This window comes from Faecalibacterium gallinarum (assembly GCF_022180365.1).
In the GTDB taxonomy this organism is placed as follows: Bacteria; Bacillota; Clostridia; order Oscillospirales; family Ruminococcaceae; genus Faecalibacterium; species Faecalibacterium gallinarum.
Genome location: NZ_BQKV01000109.1, coordinates 1 through 22,395, shown reverse-complemented (window position 1 = coordinate 22,395; position 22,395 = coordinate 1). Strand labels below are relative to the sequence as shown.

General features: G+C 62.1%; 20 protein-coding genes and 1 tRNA gene. 17 read left to right on the top strand and 4 right to left on the bottom strand.

Features of this window, described 5'->3' with window-relative positions:
• Positions 1-176 precede the first annotated feature (176 nt).
• Positions 177-548: a hypothetical protein gene (locus JCM17207_RS12985; protein WP_238318049.1), complete on the top strand. Its 372-nt coding sequence runs from the start codon at positions 177-179 to the stop codon at positions 546-548.
• Between the two features lie 149 nt (positions 549-697).
• On the opposite strand, the gene JCM17207_RS12980 is transcribed toward JCM17207_RS12985, so the two are convergent.
• Positions 698-773: transfer RNA gene (locus tag JCM17207_RS12980), tRNA-Val, on the bottom strand.
• 218 nt (positions 774-991) lie between these two features.
• On the opposite strand from JCM17207_RS12980, the gene ruvC reads away from it, so the two are divergent.
• The 12 genes from ruvC (at position 992) to JCM17207_RS12920 (ending at position 13,412) form a co-directional block, all read left to right on the top strand.
• Positions 992-1,504 (top strand): crossover junction endodeoxyribonuclease RuvC, encoded by a 513-nt coding sequence (gene ruvC, locus JCM17207_RS12975; RefSeq protein WP_238318048.1) that lies wholly within the window; start codon positions 992-994, stop codon positions 1,502-1,504.
• Between the two features lie 31 nt (positions 1,505-1,535).
• Positions 1,536-2,150 (top strand): Holliday junction branch migration protein RuvA, encoded by a 615-nt coding sequence (gene ruvA / locus JCM17207_RS12970; RefSeq protein WP_238318047.1) that lies wholly within the window; start codon positions 1,536-1,538, stop codon positions 2,148-2,150.
• A 3-nt stretch (positions 2,151-2,153) separates the two neighbouring features.
• On the top strand, positions 2,154-3,212 hold the full coding sequence (gene ruvB / locus JCM17207_RS12965) for a Holliday junction branch migration DNA helicase RuvB (RefSeq protein WP_238318046.1): 1,059 nt from the start codon (positions 2,154-2,156) through the stop codon (positions 3,210-3,212).
• 128 nt (positions 3,213-3,340) lie between these two features.
• Positions 3,341-4,696, top strand: coding sequence for a phosphoglucosamine mutase (gene glmM / locus JCM17207_RS12960; protein WP_238318045.1), 1,356 nt, complete (start codon positions 3,341-3,343; stop codon positions 4,694-4,696).
• A 13-nt stretch (positions 4,697-4,709) separates the two neighbouring features.
• Positions 4,710-5,594, top strand: coding sequence for a class I SAM-dependent methyltransferase (locus JCM17207_RS12955; RefSeq protein ID WP_238318044.1), 885 nt, complete (start codon positions 4,710-4,712; stop codon positions 5,592-5,594).
• A gap of 73 nt (positions 5,595-5,667) precedes the next feature.
• Complete coding sequence (locus tag JCM17207_RS12950) at positions 5,668-6,507, top strand: energy-coupling factor transporter ATPase (RefSeq protein WP_238318043.1); 840 nt, start codon at positions 5,668-5,670, stop codon at positions 6,505-6,507.
• Positions 6,508-6,520: 13 nt separating this feature from the next.
• Positions 6,521-7,444, top strand: a complete 924-nt coding sequence (locus JCM17207_RS12945; RefSeq protein WP_238318042.1) for an energy-coupling factor transporter ATPase — start codon at positions 6,521-6,523, stop codon at positions 7,442-7,444.
• Positions 7,444-8,259, top strand: a complete 816-nt coding sequence (locus JCM17207_RS12940; RefSeq protein ID WP_238318041.1) for an energy-coupling factor transporter transmembrane component T family protein — start codon at positions 7,444-7,446, stop codon at positions 8,257-8,259. Before JCM17207_RS12945 ends, JCM17207_RS12940 begins: the two co-directional genes overlap by 1 nt.
• 87 nt (positions 8,260-8,346) lie before the next feature.
• The gene (gene truA / locus JCM17207_RS12935; protein WP_238318040.1) at positions 8,347-9,114 is read left to right on the top strand and encodes a tRNA pseudouridine(38-40) synthase TruA; all 768 of its coding nucleotides are present in this window, start codon (positions 8,347-8,349) and stop codon (positions 9,112-9,114) included.
• Complete coding sequence (locus tag JCM17207_RS12930) at positions 9,111-10,307, top strand: DUF5711 family protein (protein WP_238318039.1); 1,197 nt, start codon at positions 9,111-9,113, stop codon at positions 10,305-10,307. The genes truA and JCM17207_RS12930 overlap by 4 nt, the downstream gene beginning before the upstream one ends.
• A 109-nt stretch (positions 10,308-10,416) precedes the next feature.
• Complete coding sequence (locus tag JCM17207_RS12925) at positions 10,417-11,073, top strand: hypothetical protein (protein ID WP_238318038.1); 657 nt, start codon at positions 10,417-10,419, stop codon at positions 11,071-11,073.
• Positions 11,074-11,111: 38 nt separating this feature from the next.
• Positions 11,112-13,412, top strand: a complete 2,301-nt coding sequence (locus tag JCM17207_RS12920) for an ATP-dependent Clp protease ATP-binding subunit (RefSeq protein ID WP_238318037.1) — start codon at positions 11,112-11,114, stop codon at positions 13,410-13,412.
• A gap of 268 nt (positions 13,413-13,680) precedes the next feature.
• Here JCM17207_RS12920 and JCM17207_RS12915 read toward each other — a convergent pair whose 3' ends face one another.
• Positions 13,681-14,970: a cation:proton antiporter gene (locus tag JCM17207_RS12915; protein ID WP_238318036.1), complete on the bottom strand. Its 1,290-nt coding sequence runs from the start codon at positions 14,968-14,970 to the stop codon at positions 13,681-13,683.
• Between the two features lie 293 nt (positions 14,971-15,263).
• Between JCM17207_RS12915 and JCM17207_RS12910 the strand changes: the two genes are divergently transcribed.
• Together JCM17207_RS12910 and JCM17207_RS12905 are read left to right on the top strand one after the other, a co-directional pair.
• On the top strand, positions 15,264-16,382 hold the full coding sequence (locus JCM17207_RS12910; RefSeq protein ID WP_238318035.1) for an MGDG synthase family glycosyltransferase: 1,119 nt from the start codon (positions 15,264-15,266) through the stop codon (positions 16,380-16,382).
• A gap of 74 nt (positions 16,383-16,456) precedes the next feature.
• Positions 16,457-18,016: a RecQ family ATP-dependent DNA helicase gene (locus tag JCM17207_RS12905; protein WP_238318034.1), complete on the top strand. Its 1,560-nt coding sequence runs from the start codon at positions 16,457-16,459 to the stop codon at positions 18,014-18,016.
• A gap of 92 nt (positions 18,017-18,108) precedes the next feature.
• Here JCM17207_RS12905 and nrdG read toward each other — a convergent pair whose 3' ends face one another.
• On the bottom strand, positions 18,109-18,663 hold the full coding sequence (gene nrdG, locus JCM17207_RS12900) for an anaerobic ribonucleoside-triphosphate reductase activating protein (protein WP_238318033.1): 555 nt from the start codon (positions 18,661-18,663) through the stop codon (positions 18,109-18,111).
• A gap of 404 nt (positions 18,664-19,067) precedes the next feature.
• Here nrdG and JCM17207_RS13755 point away from each other — a divergent pair, with 404 nt between their 5' ends.
• Together JCM17207_RS13755 and JCM17207_RS12895 are read left to right on the top strand one after the other, a co-directional pair.
• Positions 19,068-19,190 carry a hypothetical protein gene (locus tag JCM17207_RS13755; RefSeq protein WP_282449943.1) on the top strand — a complete coding sequence of 41 codons (123 nt, stop codon included), beginning with the start codon at positions 19,068-19,070 and terminating at the stop codon, positions 19,188-19,190.
• 36 nt (positions 19,191-19,226) lie between these two features.
• Positions 19,227-19,448 carry an HPr family phosphocarrier protein gene (locus tag JCM17207_RS12895; RefSeq protein ID WP_238318032.1) on the top strand — a complete coding sequence of 74 codons (222 nt, stop codon included), beginning with the start codon at positions 19,227-19,229 and terminating at the stop codon, positions 19,446-19,448.
• Positions 19,449-19,560: 112 nt separating this feature from the next.
• Here the strand turns inward: JCM17207_RS12895 and nrdD are convergent, their stop codons facing one another.
• Complete coding sequence (gene nrdD / locus JCM17207_RS12890) at positions 19,561-21,732, bottom strand: anaerobic ribonucleoside-triphosphate reductase (RefSeq protein ID WP_238318031.1); 2,172 nt, start codon at positions 21,730-21,732, stop codon at positions 19,561-19,563.
• Positions 21,733-22,395 lie beyond the last annotated feature (663 nt).

Here is a 22,395-nt window from a genome sequence, read left to right as displayed (position 1 = left end):
AAGAATACCGGAAGACAGGCGGGGTGTCAAGACAGCGGAGGTGACAAAAAATCAGCCGTATTTTGGACGTGCGGGAGGATTGTGCTGGGGCGAGCCCCTGTGGTATACTGAAAAAAACAACGTCCGGTCGAACACAACCGGCAAAAACGGGTTTGTCGCCGAGAGGAGGAAACAGGATGCCGCTGCATATCGATGGAACTCTTTTTCTGATGGTCGCCGTCTATCTGGCCCTGGGGGTGATCGTGGCGTGGATGCCCGATTCCTTCCCCCGGTTTCAGAGAAATCACCCGGGCATGTCCTACCCGGTGGTAAATTTCAGCCTGCCCTTTGAAGTGGACGAAACCAGCTGGCCCCGGGTCAAGCGGGTAGGCAGCCGGGTGTTCTTCTTTTTCGCCCTGGTGGAAGGGGTCAATGCCCTCTGCGAGGGGTTTGGCCTGTATGAAAACGCTCCGCTGCCCCGCAGCCGGGTTTCGGGGATTTTGTTCTGCGGGTGCATCTGCTGCTACCTGATCGCCACCGCCCTGGCCGCCCGGGGCGAGAAAAAGTGAAGAGTGAATAAGTAATAAAACCCTGGGCTCTTTCAATGGGCGGGAACTGCCGGAGCCTTGGGCTGTCGCGGCGGGGGCGCTGTGGTTTCCGCCCGCCTACGGCGCGAATGAAAAAATCCCCCGAACGCTTTCGCGTTCGAGGGATTTTTTGGTGGACGGTACAGGACTCGAACCTGTGACCTCCTGCACGTCAAGCAGATGCTCTACCAGCTGAGCTAACCGTCCAACTCGTTTGCTGTTGTCAGCTCGCTTATATTACCACATTTCGACCCGGATTGCAAGCCCTTTTTCAAAGAAAATGTGAATTTTTTTAAAAGACCCCCCGCCCCGCCCCCGGGCGGGGGGCTTTTTGGTTGCCCTGCCCTTGAGAACGTGGTATAATAAATCGTTAGAAATATCGCGGCCGGGGGGCTTTTTGCGCCCTCGGCCCGGGAGGGCAGAGGATGAGAGTTTTGGGCATCGACCCCGGCTACGCCATTGTGGGCTGGGGCGTGGTGGATTATGCGGGCAACCGCTTTGCGCCGGTGGATTTCGGCGCGGTGTGCACCCCCGCGGGGATGGCTTTTGAGCAGCGGCTGGCCCAGGTCTACGACGGGGTGCGCCAGATCATCGCCCGCACCCAGCCCGAGGCGCTGGCCATCGAAAAACTGTTCTACCAGCACAACCAGACCACCGTGATCGGGGTGGCCGAGGCCCGGGGGGTCGTCCTGTTGGCGGCGGCCCAGGCGGGGCTGCCCATCTACGAATACACCCCCATGCAGGTGAAGCAGGCCGTCACCGGCTACGGCAAAGCCGTCAAAAAGCAGGTGCAGGAGATGACCCGCCTGCTGCTTCATTTACAGGCGGTGCCCAAACCCGACGACACCGCCGACGCTTTGGCCATGGCCATCACCCACTGCCACACCAGCGGCAACCGGCTGGACCGGCTGACCCCCCGGCAGATCGGCCCCATCTGATCGCCGGATACGATAAGGGAGGAGAAGGGACATGATTCACTGCCTGACCGGCAAAATCCTCAAGAAAAATCTGGACGGCGTGGTCGTCAGCTGCGGCGGGGTGGGCTATTACGCCCAGTGCCCCGCCAGCGTGGCGGGGGCGCTGCCCGGCGTGGGGGCCGAGGCCACCCTCTATACCGTCTTGAACGTCAGCGAAAACGACATCAGCCTCTACGGCTTCGCCACCGAACAGCAGCAGGCCTGTTTCAAGATGCTCACCGGCGTGTCGGGGGTGGGGCCGAAAGTGGGCCTCGCCATCCTGTCGGTGATGGAGCCGGACCGGGTGGCCCTGGCCATCTCGGCGGGGGACCACAAGGCCTTTAAAGCCGCCAGCGGCGTGGGCCCGAAACTGGCCCAGCGGATCACCCTGGAACTGAAAGACAAGGTCGCCAAGGGCTTTGTGGAGGGCATCCAGCTGGAGGACCTCTCGGGCGCAGCGGGGGCAGGCCCGGCGGCCACCCAGGGCAGCACCCAGGCCATCGCGGCCCTGGTCTCCCTGGGGTACAGCCAGAGCGAGGCGGCTTTGGCGGTGGCCAAGATCGACCCGGCCCTCCCGGTGGAGGAGATCATCAAACTCGCCCTGCGGGGCATGGCGGGCAGGAGGTAAACCATGCAGGACCAAGCGGCACTCTACGGCGCACAGCTGATGCAGCCCGGCCTCACCGGCATCGACAGCGAGGAGAACACCCTCCGCCCCCAGCATCTGGAGGACTACGTCGGCCAGGAGAAGGTCAAACAAAACCTGAAAATCTATCTTGAAGCGGCCCGCCGCCGGGGCGAGCCCATGGACCATATTCTGCTCTATGGCCCCCCGGGCCTGGGCAAAACCACCCTGGCGGGGATCATCGCCAACGAGATGGGGGTCCAGATCCGGATCACCAGCGGCCCCGCCATCGAGAAACCCGGCGATCTGGCCGCCCTCCTCACCAGCTTGCAGGAGGGGGACGTCCTCTTCATCGACGAGATTCACCGGCTCTCCCGCCAGGTGGAGGAGGTCCTCTACCCGGCTTTGGAGGACTACGCCCTGGATATCATGATCGGCAAGGGCCCCAGCGCCCAGAGCATCCGGATCAACCTCCCCCGGTTTACCCTGGTGGGGGCCACCACCCGGGCGGGCCAGCTCACCGGCCCGCTGCGGGACCGGTTCGGGGTGCTGCTCAAGCTGGAACTGTACAGCCCCGACGAACTGTCCCGGATCATCCAGCGGAGCGCGGGGATTCTCGACCAGCCCATCACCCCCGAGGGGGCCTATGAGATGGCGAAGCGCAGCCGGGGAACCCCCCGTGTGGCCAACCGCTTTTTGAAACGGGTGCGGGACTTCGCCACCGTTTTGGGGGACGGCGTCATCGACCAGGACGTGGCCCTGATGGCCCTGAAACGGATGGACGTGGACGCCCTGGGCCTGGACGAGCTGGACCGGAGCCTGCTCCGGGCGGTGATCGAGATGTACAACGGCGGCCCCGTGGGCCTCGAGACCCTGGCCGCCGCCCTGGGGGAGGAGGCCGTCACCCTGGAGGACCTGTGCGAGCCCTACCTGATGCAGCTGGGCTTTTTGACCCGGACCCCCCGGGGCCGCTGCGTCACCCACCTGGCCTATGAGCACCTGGGCCTCCGGGCCCCCGAGGGGGACTCGACCCCCGAGGAGAACGGCCAGCAGAGCCTGTTTTAAACCGGCGTTTGCCCCGGCGGTGGAAAACCGCCCCCGGCAAATCCTGAAAATACAATAAAAGAAAAAGAATCCGCTGTCCTTTGGCCCCCCGGGCGCATAAAATGAGGGCAGCAAGGAGGAATTGGAAGATGGGAAAGTATTTTGGTACCGACGGCGTCCGCGGCGTGGCGGGCGTGGATCTGACCTGTGAGCTGGCCATGAAGATCGGCCGGGGGGCGGCTGCCGTCCTGACCGAGAAAACCGGCCGCCGGCCCCGCATCCTGATCGGCAAGGACACCCGCCAGTCCGGCGATATGCTGGAAGCCGCCCTCACCGCCGGCCTGTGCAGCGTGGGCGCCGACGTGGAGAGCTTGGGGGTTCTGCCCACCCCGGCGGTGGCCTACCTGGTCCGCAAGTACAAGGCGGACGCGGGCGTGGTGATCTCCGCCAGCCATAACCCCATGGAGTTCAACGGCATCAAGATTTTCGCGGGCACCGGCTACAAGCTCCCCGACGAGGTGGAGGAGCAGATCGAGGCCCACATCGACAACGACTGCAAGGATATCCCTCTGGCCGTGGGGGAGGAGATCGGCACCGTCTCTCTGCGGAGCGACGGCCTGCGGGATTATGTGGACCACCTGTACGAGGCCATCGGCGGGGACCTGTCCGGCCTGAACCTCTGCATTGACTGCGCCAACGGCGCGGCCGCGGCGGTGGCCCAGAAGCTCTTCCCCCGTCTGGGGGCCAAGTGCACCTTCATCGGTGTTTCCCCCGACGGCAAGAACATCAACAAAGAGGTGGGCAGCACCCACCTGGAAAACCTGGAAAAGGCCGTGGTAGACGGCGGCTATGACTGCGGCATCGCCTTTGACGGGGACGCCGACCGGTGCCTGGCCTGCGACGAAAAGGGCCGGGAGATCGACGGCGACAAAATCATCGCCCTGCTGGCTATGATGATGAAGGAAAAGGGCCGGCTGGACGGGGATACCGCGGTGGTCACCGTCATGTCCAACCTGGGCTTTATCAAATACATGGAGGCCCAGGGCATCCACACCGAGAAAACCGCGGTGGGGGACCGGTACGTTTTGGAAAATATGCGGGAGCACGGCTACGCCGTGGGCGGCGAACAGAGCGGCCATGTGATCCTGCTCCATCACGCCACCACCGGCGACGGCGAGTTGACCGCCGGTAAGCTCTTGAAACTCCTGGCCCAGAGCGGCAAGAAGATGAGCGAGCTGAACGACATCTACGCCCAGTTCCCCCAGGTGCTGGTGAACGTCACCGCCAACGCCGCCCAGAAAGCCGCCTACAAAGAGGACGAAGTTTTGGCGGGCTTTATCGAGAACGAACAGCAGAAGCTGATGGGGATGGGCCGGGTCCTGGTGCGGGTCTCGGGCACCGAGCCGAAAATCCGTGTGATGGTGGAGGGCCAGGACCTGGAGGCCATCCGCCTGTGCGCCAACCGGATCGTGGACCAGATCGACCGCCGCATCCTGCACAAATAAGAAAGGAGTCGCCATGCGCCCTGCTGATACCTGGAAAGATTACGAGCTGCTGGATGCCACCGACGGCAACCGGCTGGAACGCTGGGGCCAGACCCTGCTGGTCCGCCCGGACCCCCAGGTCGTCTGGAAAACCCCCAAACAGAGCCCCCTCTGGGCCAAGGCCGACGCGGTCTACCACCGGTCGAACCAGGGCGGCGGCTCCTGGGAGTACCGCCGCCGCCTGCCCGAAAAGTGGCAGATCACCTGCGGCGAAGGGGAGGATAAACTGACCCTGATCGTCAGCCCCACCGGCTTTAAGCACACCGGCGTTTTCCCCGAGCAGGCCGTCAACTGGGCCTGGTACGCCAAAAAAATCCGCGCCGCCGGGCGGCCGGTCCGGGTTTTGAACCTCTTCGGCTATACCGGCGGGGCCACCCTGGCCTGCGCCGCGGCGGGGGCCACCGTCTGCCACGTGGACGCCTCGAAAGGGATGGTCCAGTGGGGCAAGGAGAACGCCGCCGCCAGCGGTTTAGCCGACCGGCCCATCCGCTGGCTGGTGGACGACTGCGGCAAGTTCGTCGCCCGGGAGAAGCGCCGGGGCAACACCTACGACGGCATCATCATGGATCCCCCCAGCTATGGCCGGGGCCCCGGCGGCGAAGTCTGGAAGCTGGAGGACTGCATCTATGACCTGGTCTGCCAGTGCGAGGAGGTCCTGAGCGACAACCCCCTCTTCTTCGCCGTCAACAGCTACACCACCGGGCTCTCCCCGGCGGTCATGGAATATATGCTCAAAACCACCCTCTGCCCCCGGTTCGGGGGCCGCACCTCCTGCGACGAGATCGGCCTGCCGGTGACCGCCACCGGCGGGGTGGTGCCCTGCGGCGCCACCGCCATCTGGGAGAGCGCCGAGGGCTAACCCATCAAACCAAGTGGAGTACAGCGCCGGGCCCGCCGGGCCGGGGGCGCGCACTACCGGAAAGAGAAACGCAATGGAAGAAACGATTTTAACCGCAAAAGATTTGAAATTCCGCTATGACCCGGATTCCCCGGTCTACGCCCTCAAGGGCGCCTCGATGGAGGTGAAGCGGGGGGAGTTTGTGGCGGTGCTGGGGGCCAACGGCTGCGGCAAGAGCACCCTGGCCAAGCACTTCAACGCCATTCTGCTGCCCGAGGCGGGCACTGTCCTGGTGGAAGGGATGGACACCGCCGACGAGGACAAGCTCTATGACATCCGCCAGACGGTGGGCATGGTGTTCCAGAACCCGGACAACCAGATCGTCGCCACCGTGGTGGAGGAGGACGTGGCCTTCGCCCTCGAAAACCTGGGTGTCCCCACCGACGAGATGCGCCGCCGGGTAGACGACGCCATGAAGATGGCGGGGATCTACAAGTACCGGGAGCGGGCCCCCCACAAACTCTCGGGCGGCCAGAAACAGCGGGTGGCCATCGCGGGCGTGGTGGCCATGCGGCCCGACTGCCTGATTTTGGACGAGGCCACCGCCATGCTGGACCCCCGGGGCCGGGAACAGGTGATGCAGACCATCCGCCACCTGAACAAGACCATGGGGATCACCGTGGTTTCCATCACCCACTATATGGAGGAGGCCGCCCAGGCCGACCGGGTCCTGGTGATGAGCCAGGGCGAGGTGGTGATGGAGGGCACCCCCAAAGAGGTGTTCAGCCAGACCGAAAAGGTCCGCAGCCTCCATCTGGACGTGCCCCAGGCGGCAGAACTGCGGGACGAGCTGGTGAAAGCCGGCGTCCCCCTGCCGGAGGGCATCATCGACACGGGCGAGTGCGCCCAGGCGCTCTATGAGCTGCTGAAGTAAGGGGGCGGAACCAATGGCAAGCATCATCAAGGTAGAAAACCTGAGTTATGTCTATAACCCCGGGATGCCCGGGGCCACCACCGCGCTGGAAAATGTCAGCTTCGAGGTGGAAGAGGGGGATTTCGTGGGGATCATCGGCTCTACCGGTTCGGGCAAGAGCACCCTCATCTCCCACATGAACGGCCTGAACCGTCCCACCAGCGGCAAAATCTATATCGACGGGCGGGATATCTGGGCCGACCCTGCCAAAATCCGGGAGTTCCGGTTCATGGTGGGCCTGGTGTTCCAGTACCCCGAGTACCAGCTCTTCGAGGAGACCTGTTATAAGGACATCGCCTTCGGCCCCAAGAACATGGGCCTGGACGAAAAGGAGATCGACCGCCGGGTCCACGAGGCGGCCCGGTTCGTGGGCCTGAGCGAGGAGCTCTTGCAGCGCAGCCCCTTTGAGCTCTCCGGCGGCCAGAAGCGCCGGGTGGCCGTGGCGGGCGTGATGGCCATGGAGCCCCGGATTCTGGTGTTGGACGAGCCCGCCGCCGGCCTCGACCCCGAGGGGCGGGACACCATCCTCTCCCAGGTGAAGGAGTACCACAAAAAGACGGGCACCACCGTCCTGCTGGTCTCCCACAGCATGGAGGATATTGCCCGCTACGCCAACAAAGTCCTGGTGATGGCCGAGCGGAAGCTGGCCATGTACGACACGGTGGAGCGGGTCTTTGACCGCGCCCCCGAGCTGCTGGAATTGGGCCTCTCGGTGCCCCAGGTGACCAAAATTTTCCTGAAACTGCGGGAGATGGGGATTGACCTGCCCACCGACGTTTACACCATCCCCTATGCGGTGAAAACCATCCTGGAGGCCAAGGCCCGCCGGGATGCGGGCGAAAATCTGACCCTGCCCCGCCGCACCGTGGGGGAGAATAAGAAAGGAGGCGAGGCGTAATGCTGCGGGATATTACCATCGGCCAGCACTTCCCCGGGGATAGCCTCGTCCACCGGTTCGACCCCCGGCTCAAGCTGGTGTTGACGATTCTTTATATTGTGCTGCTCTTTGCGGCCTCCAACCCCCTGGGGCTGGCCCTCTCGATTCTGTTTTTGGCCGTCATGTACAAGGTGGCGAAGATCCCCCTCAAGATGATCGGCCGGAGTTTGAAACCCATCCTGCCCATCGTGCTTTTCACGGCGGTGCTGAACCTCTTCTTTGTCACCGGCCAGGGGGAACCGCTCTTCCAGTTCTGGATTCTGGAAATCTACCCCGAGGGCGTCCGGTACGCGATTTTAATGAGCGTCCGGGTCATGGCCCTGATCGCGGGCACCAGCCTTTTGACCTACACCACCAGCCCCATCGTCCTGACCGACGCCATCGAGGCGCTGCTCCGGCCGTTGGGCAAACTCCACTTCCCGGTGCATGAGCTGGCCATGATGATGAGCATCGCCCTCCGGTTCATCCCCACGTTGATCGAGGAGACCGACAAGATCATGAACGCCCAGAAGGCCCGGGGCGCCATGCTGGACACCGGCAAACTCACCGAGCGGGTCAAGGCCCTGGTGCCGGTACTGATCCCCCTCTTTATCTCGGCCTTCCGCCGGGCGGACGAGCTGGCCATGGCCATGGAGTGCCGCTGCTACAAGGGCGGCGAGGGCCGCACCCGGCTGAAGGTGCTCCGCTGCACCCGCCAGGACTACATCAGCCTGGCGGTCTGTTTGGTCTGCTTTGGGGGGATTCTGGCCTCCCGGCTGCTTTTCCCCAATTTCTGACAAGAATCGCCGAGCTGCGGCGCGCGGGGGCAATCTCCGCGGGCTGCGGCTCTTGTTCTATCCCTTTGAAGGAGGGCCCGACGCTGTATGAACTATCTACTCACCCTGGCCTACGACGGCACCGAATACTGCGGGTTCCAGGTGCAGCCCAACGGGCGGAGCGTGGCCGCCGCCTTCCAGGACGGGCTGGAGGCGGTGCTGGGGGCCCGGCCGGACATCAAGGGGTGCAGCCGCACCGACGCGGGGGTCCACGCCCTGGGTTTCGCCCTCAACTTCCACGCCGACTGCAAAATCCCGCCCTTTAAGCTGCCCCTGGCCCTCAACAGCCGGCTGCCCCGGGATATCCGGGTGCTCTCGGCCCGTCTGGTGCCCGAGGACTTTCACGCCCGGTACGCCGCCCACACCAAAACCTATCTCTACCGGATTTTAAACAGCGCCATCGACTCCCCCTTTGACGCCCGGTATTACCACCGCATCCCCGGGCGTCTGGATACCGACCGGATGGCGAAGGCCGCCGCGGGCTTTGTGGGGCGGCACGATTTTCTCGCCCTCTGCGCTTCGGGCAGCTCGGCGGCGGCCCACGGGGACACCGTCCGCACCATCACCGACTGCACCGTCACCCGAAAAGGGGACCGGGTGGAAATTCTGGTGACGGCGGACGGGTACTTATACAACATGGTGCGGATCCTGGCGGGCACCCTCTGCGAGGTGGGGGCCGGGCGGATGGACCCCGGCGCCATTGGGGGGATTCTGGCCAGCCGGGACCGGGGCCGGGCGGGGCCGACCTTGCCCGCCAAGGGGCTTTTTCTGCACCATGTGAGCTATGATTTGCCAGAGGAGGAGACACGGGGATGAAACGTTCCAATCGCGGCCCCCGCTCGGGGGAAAACCTCTCCGCCGGGCGGGTGGAATATCTCGAGCAGGCCCGGCGGCGGGTCCAGGCCCGGCGGCTGCGCCGGACGGTGGTGATCGTTTTGCTGCTGGCGGCCCTGGTGGTCTACGCCACCGGCGCGGTGGGCAGCTCCATCGCCCTGGCCAAAGACCTGGTGGACAGCGTCAAGATCGCGTTCCTGCCCCGCCAGGGCTACCCCCAGCAGACCGGCATCCAGGAAATTTACCAGATAGAACCCCTGGCCGGGGGCTATGTGCTCCTGGGGGAGGAGGGGTGCGTGGTCTACTCGGACAAGGGCAACCGCCTGAACTCCATCCAGACCAGCTACGCCCGCCCCGCCCTGGCGGTGGGCAAGACCCATTTTGTCCTTTATAACCGCTCGGGCAACGAGCTGCGGGTGGAAAGCCGCACCCAGAATCTCTATACCATGACCATGGAGAATAAGATTTATCTGTGCGGCATGGCAGACGACGGCAAACTGGCGGTGGTCACCGAGGACACCCGGACTCTGGCCCGGCTGACGGTCTACTCGGCCCAGATGGAAGAGCTGCTCCGCTGGAGCGTCACCACCACCGAGGGCACCCCTTTGCGGGTGGCCTTCTCGCCCGATAACGGCAAACTGGCGGTGGCCACCCTCACCGCCAAGGACAGCGCCATCCTCTCGAACCTCTATCTTTTGGGGGTCAGCGAGGGCGACCCGGTCTGCCTGGCAGGCGTCCCGGGCTGCATCCCCCAGTGGGTGGGGTGGACCTCGAACCGGGAGATCCTGGTGATCTACGACGACCACGCGGCCCTCTATGACGTAAGCGGCGCCGAAAAAGGCCGGTACGACTACGGCGGAAACGGGCTTGTGGACTTTTCCGTCGGGGATGCGGGTCCGGCGCTTCTCTTCGAGGGGGGCCAGGTGGCGCTGCTCAACAAGGGCCTCGGGATCGAGTACCAGGGGGCGGTGCCCTCGGCCAACCGGATTCTCCGGACCAAAGAGAATTTTTATCTGCTCTGTGACCAGTCGGTGGAGGTCTTCGGCGCCGACGGGGTCTACCAGTGGAGCCAGCAGCTGGAGGCAAAGCCCGAGGCGCTGCTGGCGGGGCGGCAGCTGCTCCTCTTTTGCAGCAACACGGTCCAGCAGCTGGAACCGCCGGCCCCCGAAGAATAAAACCCCGGGGTGGGAATCATGCTAATTTGGTACTCTGCGGACCAAAAACCACCAGAGGAATTGAGAAATGTTCATGAATCCGTCATTAGTTTTTGATATCATTTGTACTGTGTTCTGGCTCGTCATGGCCCTGCGCTACGCCCGCAAAGGGATGCTGGCCTCCCTGGTCCAGATCGGGGGGAGCCTGGTGGGGCTGATCGGGGCTTGGCGGTTCGCCGTCTGGGGCTCGGCGGCGGTCTTTAACCGGTTTTTCGCCGGGGGCTTCCGCACCGCCATCGCCGAGAGCATCGCCGCCGGGGGCGCCGTGGACCTGAGCCAGATCGCTGCGGAATACGCGGGCTTTCTGCCCGAGGGGTTCCGCCAGTCCATTGTGGAGGCCTGTCAGCGGTCCCTCTCGGCCGTCCTCACCGATAACGCGGTGGTTATGGCCGACGCCATCGTCCAGCACGTCCTGATGCCCCTTTTGACCCCGGTGATCTCCATCGTCCTGTTTTTTGTGGCCTACGCCCTTTTGCGGATGCTGGTGAGCCTGCTGGTGACGGTGCTGGGGCTGGTGAATCACCTGCCGGTGATCGGGGCCGTCAACCGGGGCTTGGGCTTCGCCGTGGGCGGGTTTGCCAGTTTGGTGGATGTGTTCCTTGCGCTCTGTGTGATCTGGGCTTTGGTGGTCATCACCGGCGGCGGGCTGCCCCTTTTGAACGAGGCGACCCTCAGCGGCAGTCTCTACTATAAGGCATTTAATCTCGTGAACCCCTTCCTCTATTGAGCGGGTGAGATGCGTTTTTTCAAAATAAGGAGGAACCTATGGTCTGTATTCGATGCAAAAAGCGTCCGGCCATTATCTTTGTCCAGCGGATGGATTCCAATAGCCAGATGAAGCAGGAGGGCTACTGCCTGCGCTGCGCCCGGGAGCTGCACATCAAACCGGTGGAAGACCTGATGAAGCAGTTCGGGATGTCCGAGCAGGACATGGACAACATGGAAGACCGGATGGAAAATATGCTGGAAGAGATGGGCGGCGAGGGGGCCAACCCCTTCTCCATGATGATGGGGATGGGCCAGCCCGGCGAGAACGAGGAAACCGACGACGCCGAGGGGTTCACCCCCGGGGGCAACGCCACCTTCCCTCTGAGCCTCTCGGGCCAGGAGGAGAAAAAGGACGCCGGCCGCGCGGGGAATAAAAAGCCCCCCCGCCGCAAGTTCCTGGACACCTACTGCGAGAACCTGACCGAGAAGGCCCGGGCGGGCAAGATCGACGACATCATCGGCCGGGACCGGGAGATCTACCGCACCATCCAGATTTTGAGCCGCCGCCAGAAGAATAACCCCTGCCTCATCGGCGAGGCGGGCGTGGGCAAGACGGCCATCGCCGAGGGGATCGCCCAGCGGATCGCCAAGGGCCAGGTGCCCGCCCAGCTCAAGAACAAGGAGATTTACCTTCTGGACCTGACCGCTCTCGTGGCGGGCACCCAGTTCCGGGGCCAGTTCGAGCAGCGGGTGAAAGGCCTGCTCAGCGAGGTGAAGGCCGCGGGCAACGTCATCCTGTTCATTGACGAGGTCCACACCATCACCGCCGCCGGCGAGAGCGAGGGCGCCATGAACGCCGGCAACATCCTGAAACCCGCCCTCTCCCGGGGCGAGATCCAGGTCATCGGCGCCACCACCTTCGCCGAGTACCGCAAGTATATCGAGAAGGACCAGGCCCTGGAGCGCCGGTTCCAGCCGGTGCGGGTGGAGGAGCCCAGCGTGGCCGACACCCTGGCGGTCATGAACGGCATCAAGCGGTATTACGAGGCCCACCACCACGTCAAAGTCCCCGCCGACGTTTTGAACGCCACGGTGCTTTTGTCGGAGCGGTATATCACCGACCGTTTCCTGCCCGATAAGGCCATCGACCTCTTGGACGAGGCCTGCGCCTGCTGCAACCTGGCCCACCCGGTGATCTCGGAGTATCTCGAGATGCAGCAGGAGGCCGACCGCCTGAAAGCCGAGGAGGCCGCCATGGCCGAGGCGGACGCCAACCAGCCCATCGACTACGAGCAGGCCGCCGAGCGGAAGACCCGCCTGGCCCAGCTGGAAAATGAGCTGCCCGCCAAGCAGGCCGCCGCCAGCGAGATCAATGTGAGCATGGACGACGTGGCCCGGGTCATCGAGCTGTGGACCGGCATCCCCGCCGTCAAGATTCGGGAGAGCGAGTTTGTGAAACTGGCCTCCCTCGAGACGGAGCTGAAAAAGAAGATCGTGGGCCAGGACGAGGCCGTCCATCTGGTGGCCCAGGCCATCAAGCGGAGCCGCGCCGACCTGGCGGGCCGCCGCCGCCCGGCCAGCTTTATCTTTGTGGGCCCCACCGGCGTGGGCAAGACCGAGCTGGTGAAACAGCTGGCCAGCCAGCTCTTCGACGGCCCGGACCCCCTGATCCGGCTGGACATGAGCGAGTATATGGAAAAGTACGCCGTCTCCCGGATGATCGGTTCGCCTCCGGGCTATGTGGGCTACGAGGAGGCCGGCCAGCTCACCGAGAAGGTCCGCCGCCGCCCCTACAGCGTCGTCCTCTTCGACGAGATCGAGAAGGCCCACCCCGACGTGATGAACATCCTCCTCCAGATTCTGGACGAGGGCAAGATCAACGACGCACAGGGCCGGACGGTGGATTTCTCCAACACCGTCATCTGTATGACCTCCAACGCGGGCAGCACCAGCCAGAGCACCGGGCTCGGCTTCAACAAGACCGAGGCCCAGCTCAGCGAGGAAAAGACCATGAAAGCCCTCTCCCAGTTCCTCCGGCCGGAGTTTTTGGGCCGTGTGGACGAGGTGGTGGTCTTTAAGCCCCTGAGCGACGAGACTCTGGAGGGGATCGCCGCCCTCATGCTGGACGAATACAAACCCGGCATGGAGGCCCGGGGCATCGCGTACAGCTACACCCCCGCCGCCCTCAAGGCCCTGGTGGCCAAGTGCCAGGGGGGCAAGTTCGGGGCCCGGGATCTGCGCCGGATCATCCGCAAGAATGTGGAGGATGTGGCCGCCGAGCGGCTCATCGGGGGCGAACTCGCCTCCGGCGGGAGCCTCGTGGTGGACGCCGAAAACGGCGAGATCGTCCTGCGCTGAAAGTTATCCTAAAATCAAAAGCCGCCTGCTCTTTGGGAGCGGGCGGCTTTTTTGATGTGGCGGCGAAATTATAAAAACATCCGGCCCGGACGACATGTGCGTACGGGCCGGATACATACAGGGAAATTTTGCGGCAAATTGTGTGCGAGGCCAAAGGCCGAGTGCGCGGTTTGCCGTGAAATTTTGTCCCCGGGGGAATACTAGGGGGGAGGAATTTCTGACCTGCGAATGCAGGCAGAAATGGGTCCCCCCTAGAAGCGCACAGCGCTTAACCCAGGGTGTGCCCCGGTTTCGGCTTGTTGGGGCTGCGGGAACTGGTGCGGCCCTCGGGGTTGATCTCGCCCGCCTTGGTCAGGGCGATCTTGGTGAGGGTGGGGCCAACCAGCTCATACACCAAAACCGAGAAGAGGACCACGTTCCGCACCACGGCGCCGTCCGACAGGTTGGCGGCGGTGAGAGCCATGCCCAGGGCTACGCCCGCCTGGGGCAGCAGGGTGGGGCCCAGGTACCGGCTGATGGTGGGGCTGCACTGGGACAGCCGGCAGCTGGAATAGGCGCCGAAGATCTTGCCCGCCGAGCGGCTGATGAGAAACACCACGCCGATCAGGAGCACCATCGGGTTTTTCAGGATGTTCAGGTCCAGCTCGGCGCCCGAGAGGACGAAGAAGAGGATGTTCACCGGGCTGGTCCAGCGGTCCACCCGGTCCATCAGCTCTTCGCTGGTCTCGCAGATGTTGCAGAAGACGGTGCCGGTCATCATGCAGACCAAGAGCAGCGAAAAGCCCAGGTGCACCGGCCCGATGTCAAACTCCAGCATGGACAGGCCCACCGTCAGCAGGACAAAGGCGATGGAGAGGCTCATCCGCTTGGAGCGGGAGTGGAAGTATTTTTCCAGAGCGTTGAGGGCAAAGCCCGCCACAGCGCCCAGACCCAGGGAGAGGAGAATCTCGCAGAGCGGCTCCACCAGGACGCCGATCATGTCGATGTGGCCTTTTTCCAGGGCGTTGGCGATGCCGAAGGAGACCGAGAAGAGCACCAGGCCCACGGCGTCGTCGATGGCCACCACCATCAGGAGCAGGTGGGTCAGGGGGCCGTCGGCCTTGTACTGTTTGACCACCATCAGGGTTGCCGCGGGAGCGGTAGCCGCCGCGATGGAGCCCAGGGTGATGGCCGAGGCCGCCGAGATCACGTCCGGCCGGATAAAGTGGAGGGCCAGCAGGGCGGCGTCCACCACCAGGGTGGTGATCACCGCCTGGAGGATGCCGATGGTGATGGCCTGGCGGCCCATGCTCTTGAGCTGGCTGAGCCGGAACTCGTTGCCGATCACAAAGGCGATGAAGCCCAGGGCGACCTGGGTGACGATCTTAAAGGACTCGACTTCCTCCAGAGAAACAAAGCCGATCAGGGGCAGGCCCAGCTGCCCCAAAAAGAAGGGCCCCAGCAGAAGCCCCGCCACCAGATAGGCGGTGACGGCGGGCAGGTTGACGAGCTTGACGGCGCGGGACATCAAAAGCCCCGCGATCAGGCAGACGGAAAGGGTAATGAGAATTTGTTCCATAAAACAGTCAGGGGCCAGGCCCCGTGAATCCTCCTTGATTTTTAAGCCAAAGGGCAGAACGCTCTATGAACCAGTATGAGTATACTACGTTGGATTTTGAAATTCAATGTGCCAGGTTCAAAAGAGGCGGTCTGTTTTTTTCCTGGTTTTGGCTATACTCAACAAAAAAATTCGGACGGGTTCATGCGACAAAAAGGAGATTCCAGAAACAGCAGATTGAAAACCGCAGAAAATTGTGTATAATGGGGCTATAATGGTGAAAAACGGGTATTTCCCGCAGAGGACAATCGGTTATGAAAAAAATATTATTGATTACAGCGATGTATACCGGCTACGGCCATAAGTCTATTTCCGATTCTCTGGTAGAGCAGTTCAAAGAGATCCCGGATCTCGAGGTCCGGGTGATCGATGGGTTTGAACTTCTTGGCCCCTATGGGCCCCGGATGTCCAAGATCTATGGTGTGACCACCCGCTACGCCAGCGGTTTGTGGAAGCTGTCGTATGAACTGTCGGATCATGACAACCTTCTCCTCAAAACCGGAATTACAGGGATCTCTTCTTTCAGCCTGCACAATTTCCGGCGTTTGATGGAGTCGTTCCGCCCGGATCTGATCCTGAGCGTCCACTCGATGTTCAACGGGTCGATCCTCCGAATCCTGAACCATTTGAAACTGAATATCCCTCTGGTGGTGCTCCAGGCAGATATCATCAACATCCACAGGACCTGGTGTGAGCCCGGCGCGTTTCGGACGATCTGCCCCACCCAGGAGGCCTATGACTGTTCGCTGCGCCACGGGATGCCCCGGGAAAAACTGGTTTTGATCGGGTTCCCCAGCCGCCGCCAGTTTACAGACTGGGCGAGAAACCACCCCAAACAGGAATACGATGGCAAACGCCCGCTGCGCTGCCTGATGATGAGCGGCGGCGAAGGGAGCGGCAACCTCAAACGGTATGCGGAGATGCTGATGACCCAGACCAATGTGTCGCTGACCATTATCTGCGGCCGGAATCGCCGGATGAAAGAGGCGCTGGAGGCTTCCTTCCTGCCGGAATACGAAGGCCGGATGCGGATTCTGGGGTTTGTCACCGAGATGCAGAAAGAGATGGCGGAGCACGATCTGCTGATTGCAAGAGGGAGCCCCAACTCTCTGATGGAGGGCATCGTGATGAACCTGCCCCTGGTCGTCACCGGGGCGCTGCCCGGGCAGGAACGGGATAACCCCCAGCTGATCACAAGGCACAACCTGGGCGTCATCTGCGATGGGCCGGAAAAGATCCCGCAGGTGATCGACATTCTGCTCCAGAACCATTGCCAGCAGTACCACGAGATCGCGGCGGCCCAGCGGGAGTACCGGGATCTGGACAACGCGAAAAAGATTGCCAATTACGTGGTAGGATTGATCAACAAATAAAATTTCTTCTCAAAAAAGGCCTCCAATCCCCAATGGAGGCCTTTTATTTCACAGGATTTTCGGAAAAAAGGGATATGCAGGAAGCAATCAATGTACTGAAAAAATACTTCGGCTACGATACCTTTCGCCCCGGGCAGGAGGAAATTGTCCGCCAGCTGCTGGCGGGGCGGGACGTATTGGCGGTTATGCCCACCGGCGCGGGCAAGTCGGTCTGCTACCAGGTGCCCGCCCTGCTGCTGCCCGGCATCACCATCGTAGTCTCCCCCCTGGTCAGCCTGATGCGGGACCAGGTGGGGGCCCTGGTCCAGGCGGGGGTCAAGGCGGCGTTTCTGAACAACAGCCTCAACGACCGCCAGAAAGCCCTGATGCTCCAGCGGGCCCGGGCCGGGTGGTACAAGATCATCTATGTAGCCCCCGAGCGGCTGGAGATGCCCGGCTTTCTCCATTTTGCCAGGGAACAGCGGATCAGCATGGTGGCGGTGGACGAGGCCCACTGCATCAGCCAGTGGGGCCAGGATTTCCGCCCTAGCTACCTGAAAATCCAGCAGTTCATCGACCAGCTGCCCGCCCGGCCGGTGGTGGGGGCTTTCACCGCCACGGCCACCGCCCGGGTGCGGGAGGATATCCGGGCGGCGCTGGATCTCCGCACCCCCTACGAGGTGACGGCCAGCTTCGACCGGCCCAACCTCTTTTTTGAGACCCGGCAGATGGTTTCCAGCGAAAAGCCCGCCCGGCTTTTGGAGCTGATTCTGGAACAGGGGGACAAGACCGGGATCGTCTATTGCAGCACCACCCGCCAGGTGGACGAGGTCACCGTCCTGCTCATGAGCCACCGGATTCGGGCGGCGGCCTACCACGCCAAGCTGGCCCCCGAAGTGCGGCAGAAAAACCAGGACGATTTTCTCTACGACCGGATTCAGGTGATGGTGGCCACCAACGCCTTCGGCATGGGGATCAACAAGCCCAACGTCCGGTTTGTGATCCATTACAATATGCCGAAGGACCTGGAGAGCTATTACCAGGAGGCCGGCCGGGCGGGGCGGGACGGTGAGCCCGCCCGGTGCGTGCTGCTCTACGCGGGGATGGACGTGCGGACCATCCGCTTTTTGATGGAGCGGGAACAGGAGAACCAGACCGATCTTCCCCCCGAGGTGAAGACCGAGGCCGCCGAAAAGGCGGAGGAGCGGCTCAAGTACATGACCTATTATTCCACCACCCGGCGGTGTTTACGGGGGTTCATCCTCGGGTACTTCGGCCAGAAGGCCCCGGCCCGCTGCGGCCGCTGCTCGGCCTGCCTGGCCCTGGAACGGGAAGAACGGGCCGCCGCCGCGCGGATGGAAGCCGCCCGGCAGAACCCGCCGCCCCGGCGCTCGGCTCCCAAAGCCGCCCCCGACGAATTCGACCAGAAACTGCTGTCGGCCCTTTACGGCCTGCGCAAACGGCTGGCCGCCCGGGCCAAGATCCCGGCCTTCCTGGTGCTGGGGGACGCCGCCCTGCGGGAGATCTGCGCCAAAAAGCCGGTGAGCCTGGACGAGTTCCGGTCCATTCCCGGGGTCAACGAGGCCAAGACCGCCCGCTATGGCGTCAGCTTTGTCCGGCTGGTGCAGGAGATGCTGGACAGCCGGAACGGATAACCCGAAACCACAAAAGAGCGGAACCGCTTTCCCCCAAAAAGGGGAGGGCGGCGCCGCTCTTTTTTATATTATACATTATATAGGCGCGGGGCTCAGTCCATGGTGTGGGTGGAAAAGACCGGTTCGTCCACCCAGAGCACCGGCTGCCCGGCGGCCAGGGATTTGGGCATATCCAAAAGCCGCTGGTTGCTGCTGCCCCGGAACCGCAGGGAGATGTCGTGGAGGGATTCCACGAAGGGCCCGTCCACCAGCACGTCCAGATAAGACAAGAACTCGTCGGTCACCTCGCACCGGCCCCGGCTCTCCACCTGGCCGGTGAGCTGCTCGAAGGTGTAGCCCGAGTAGCACCAGATGGTTTTCTGGGGGTAGAGGGCCTTGAAGTTCCGGGCGAACCGCACCAGCTCCCGCTGGTTCTCGGGCTCCATGGGCTCGCCCCCCAAAAGGGACAGCCCGGTGATGTAGTCCGGCTGGCAGGAGGCAAAGATCTCGTTCCGGATGATTTTGTCGAAGGGCTGGCCGTAGCTGAAATCCCAGGCCACCTCGTTAAAGCAGCCCTTGCACCGGTGGGTGCACCCCGAGACAAACAGGCTGGTCCGTACCCCGGGGCCGTTGGCGATGTCGTAGTATTTGACGGTGGCGTAATTCATGAAAAAAAACTCCTTTCCGGGAGGGGGCCCGGCGGCCGCTGTTCCCCGCCCAAAAAGTGGACGGAGAGCGGGCCGGCAGCGGACAAACTCCGGCACAAAATAGTGAACGTTTTGTTTATAACGAAGCAGCGTTTCTTTGGGGCGTACGTGTTTCTCCTGCGTGCACACAAAACCGTGCTCTTGCGCTGAAAACTATTGTCTTGGTCGTGTTAATATTGTTGAGCCTGACGAATTGCACAAAAACCACTTGCATTTGATGTGCAAGGTGAATATAATACGGCCATGGACATGGATACAATATGTTCTACCGGTTCGAGGCGTGTCCTCGGCCGGCCGGCAGAGGGGGCTCTCCGTTGGAGCCCCCGCCGAACAGGCTTTTGCCTGACAAACTCGGCAAAACTTTTTTGTTGATTTGTTTTCTCATAAAGGAGCACGATATCATGAAGATCATGAACAAGATCCTGCACTCTGTGTTTGAGGTCATCTACACTGCGGGCGCCGTTCAGACCCAGCGTGAGGATGTCTGATTCCTCTCAGCCAATAGACCGAAAGGAGCGTTTGGAATGATTCAGAAGGTTAAGATCGCGGGTGTTCAGCAGATCAAGGCCCTGGTGGATGCAGCCTGCGGGCTGGACAGCGACGTGGGCGTCCACGACGCCAACGGCGAGATCGCCGATGCCAAGAGCATCCTGGGCATCCTGCGGCTGGATTACAGCCGCCCGGTTCAGATCGTCTCGGAGAACGAGCGCGCCCTGCGCATCTGCGTCCGCGCCGTGACCGCCTGAGCCCCATAACACCCCCTAAATCCTAAAACCCTAAACCAAAGCCCCCGCCGGGTTCGCCCGGCGGGGGCTTTGTGTTGGGGGAGCGCCTGCGCAAAAGCCGGAGCGTTCAGAATTACAGGTGGAGGACCCGGTCCTTGATCTCCTGGGTGCGGCCCTGGTTCCAGAACTGGGTGCCGATATACCCGCAGGTGCGGCGGGCCACGTTCAGCTTGTTCTGGTCCCGGTTGCCGCACTTGGGGCACTCCCAGACCAGCTTGCCGTCGTCCTCGACGATCTTGATCTCGCCGTCGTAGCCGCAGCACTGGCAGTAGTCGGACTTGGTGTTCAGCTCGGCGTACATGATGTTGTCGTAGATGAACTGGAGCACGCTCATGACGGCCTCCAGGTTATCCTGCATGTTGGGCACTTCCACATAGCTGATGGCGCCGCCGGGGGACAGCTGCTGGAACTCGCTCTCGAACTTCAGCTTGGTGAAGGCGTCGATCTGCTCCGACACATGGACGTGGTAGCTGTTGGTGATATAGTTCTTGTCGGTGATGCCGGGGATGATGCCGAACCGCTTCTGCAAGCACTTGGCGAACTTGTAGGTGGTGGACTCCAGGGGGGTGCCGTAGAGGGAGTAGTCCATGTTCTCGGCCTTCTTCCAGGTGGCCAGCCGGTCGTTCATGTGCTGCATGACGCTCAGGGCAAAAGGCTTGGCGCTGGGGTCGGTGTGGCTCTTGCCGGTCATATACTTGACGCACTCATACAGGCCCGCATAGCCCAGGCTGATGGTGGAGTAACCGCCGAAGAGCAGCTTGTCGATCTTCTCGCCCTTCTTCAGGCGGGCCAGGGCGCCGTACTGCCACAGGATGGGGGCGGCGTCGCTGGGGGTGCCCAGCAGCCGCTTGTGGCGGGCCTGCAAAGCCCGGTGGCAGAGATCCAGCCGCTCGTCGAAGATCTTCCAGAACTTCTCGAAGTTGCCCCCCGAGCTCAGGGCCACGTCCACCAGGTTGATGGTGACCACGCCCTGGTTGAACCGGCCGTAGTACTTGGGCTGGTTGGTCTCGGGGTCCACATAGGGGGTCAGGAAGCTGCGGCAGCCCATGCAGGTGTAGCAGTGGCCCTCGCCGTTCTTGTCGACCTTCAGTTCCAGCATCTTCTTTTCCGAGATATAGTCGGGCACCATCCGCTTGGCGGTGCACTTGGCGGCCAGCTCGGTCAGGTAGTAGTAGGGGGTGCCGGGGCGGATGTTGTCCTCCTCCAGCACATAGATCAGTTTGGGGAAGGCCGGGGTGATCCAGACGCCCTTCTCGTTCTTGACGCCCTGGTACCGCTGGCGGATGGTCTCCTCAATGATGATGGCCAGGTCGGCCTTCTCCTGGGGGTTGCGGGCCTCGCCCAGGTACATAAAGACGGTGATAAAGGGGGCCTGGCCGTTGGTGGTCATCAGGGTGACCACCTGGTACTGGATGGTCTGGACGCCCCGGTTGATCTCGGCCCGGAGCCGGCGCTCCACAATGGCCTTCTTCCGCTCGGCGGAGACATCCAGGCCCGCCATCTCCTCCTCCACTTCCAGGGCGATCTTCTTGCGGGAGACGTCCACGAAGGGGGCCAGATGGGTCAGGCTGATGCTCTGGCCGCCGTACTGGTTGGAGGCCACCTGGGCAATGATCTGGGTGGCGATGTTGCAGGCGGTGGAGAAGCTGTGGGGCTTCTCAATATAGGTGCCCGAGATGACGGTGCCGTTCTGGAGCATATCCTCCAGGTTCACCAGGTCGCAGTTGTGCATGTGCTGGGCGAAGTAGTCCGAATCGTGGAAGTGGATCAGACCTTCCTGGTGGGCCTTGACGATGTCCGGGGGCAGCAGCAGCCGGCTGGTCAGGTCCTTGGAGATCTCGCCCGCCATATAGTCCCGCTGAACGCTGTTGACGGTGGGGTTCTTGTTGGCGTTCTCCTGCTTGACTTCCTCGTTGTTGCACTCGATCAGGCTGAGGATCCGCTCGTCGGTGGTGTTGGTCTGGCGCTTGAGGTTCTGGACATAGCGGTAGGTGATATAGTGGCGGGCCACGTTGTGGGCCCGGGCGTCCATCAGCTCGTTCTCCACCATGTCCTGGATCTCTTCCACGTTGACGGCCCGGTTCAGGGCCTGGCAGCGCTCCGCCACGGCCGAGGAGATCCGGGTGATCTGCTCCTGGGTCAGACGATCGCGGGCATCCACCGAGTCATTGGCCTTGGTAATGGCCACAATGATCTTGGTTATGTCGAAGGGGACCTCTGTCCCGCTGCGCTTGATGATCTTCATGACGTATCCTCCATCTGTCAAAGGGCTGTGGCAGAAAGATCAGCCACAGCCTGCAATGTCTTATCGCACTTGTTGTTGTGATTAAGATAATACACCATCATTTGGGGGTGAGTCAATAGATGCACCACAATATATTGGAATTTGTAGGTTTACCCAAATTTTAGACTGGATTTTCAGTCTAAAATCTCCCCGGGTCACGCTTGACAAACAAAAGCCCTCGTCCGGAGCTTTTGCGCTCTATAATAGGTATATATTTATATAAGGCGGAGTCCAGAAGAGAGCCGCCCGGCGGCCTTTTTGGCCTGTCCCGAAAAAACTCCAAAAAATCCCAAAAAAGGTGTTGACAAAAGGGCGGGGCGGTGGTATTATACTCAGGCACCCCGGGTCACACGAAAGAATGACTCTTGCGGGAGCCCACGAAACCGATCGAAAAGCTCAAAACACTTCGAAAAAAAGTGCTTGACAAACGAGCGGTTCGGTGGTAAAATAAAGAGGTCGTCAGCCGAGAGGCGAGCGACACACAGGACCTTGAAAATTGAACAATATCGAAAAACTTGTAACGGAACCTTATTGCGTGCGGATTTGGAAACGCACGTTAAACAATTCCAAAAACAAAGTAATTCGTATAGGACGCAAGCGATTGCGTGCTGAGCGAAGAACAAG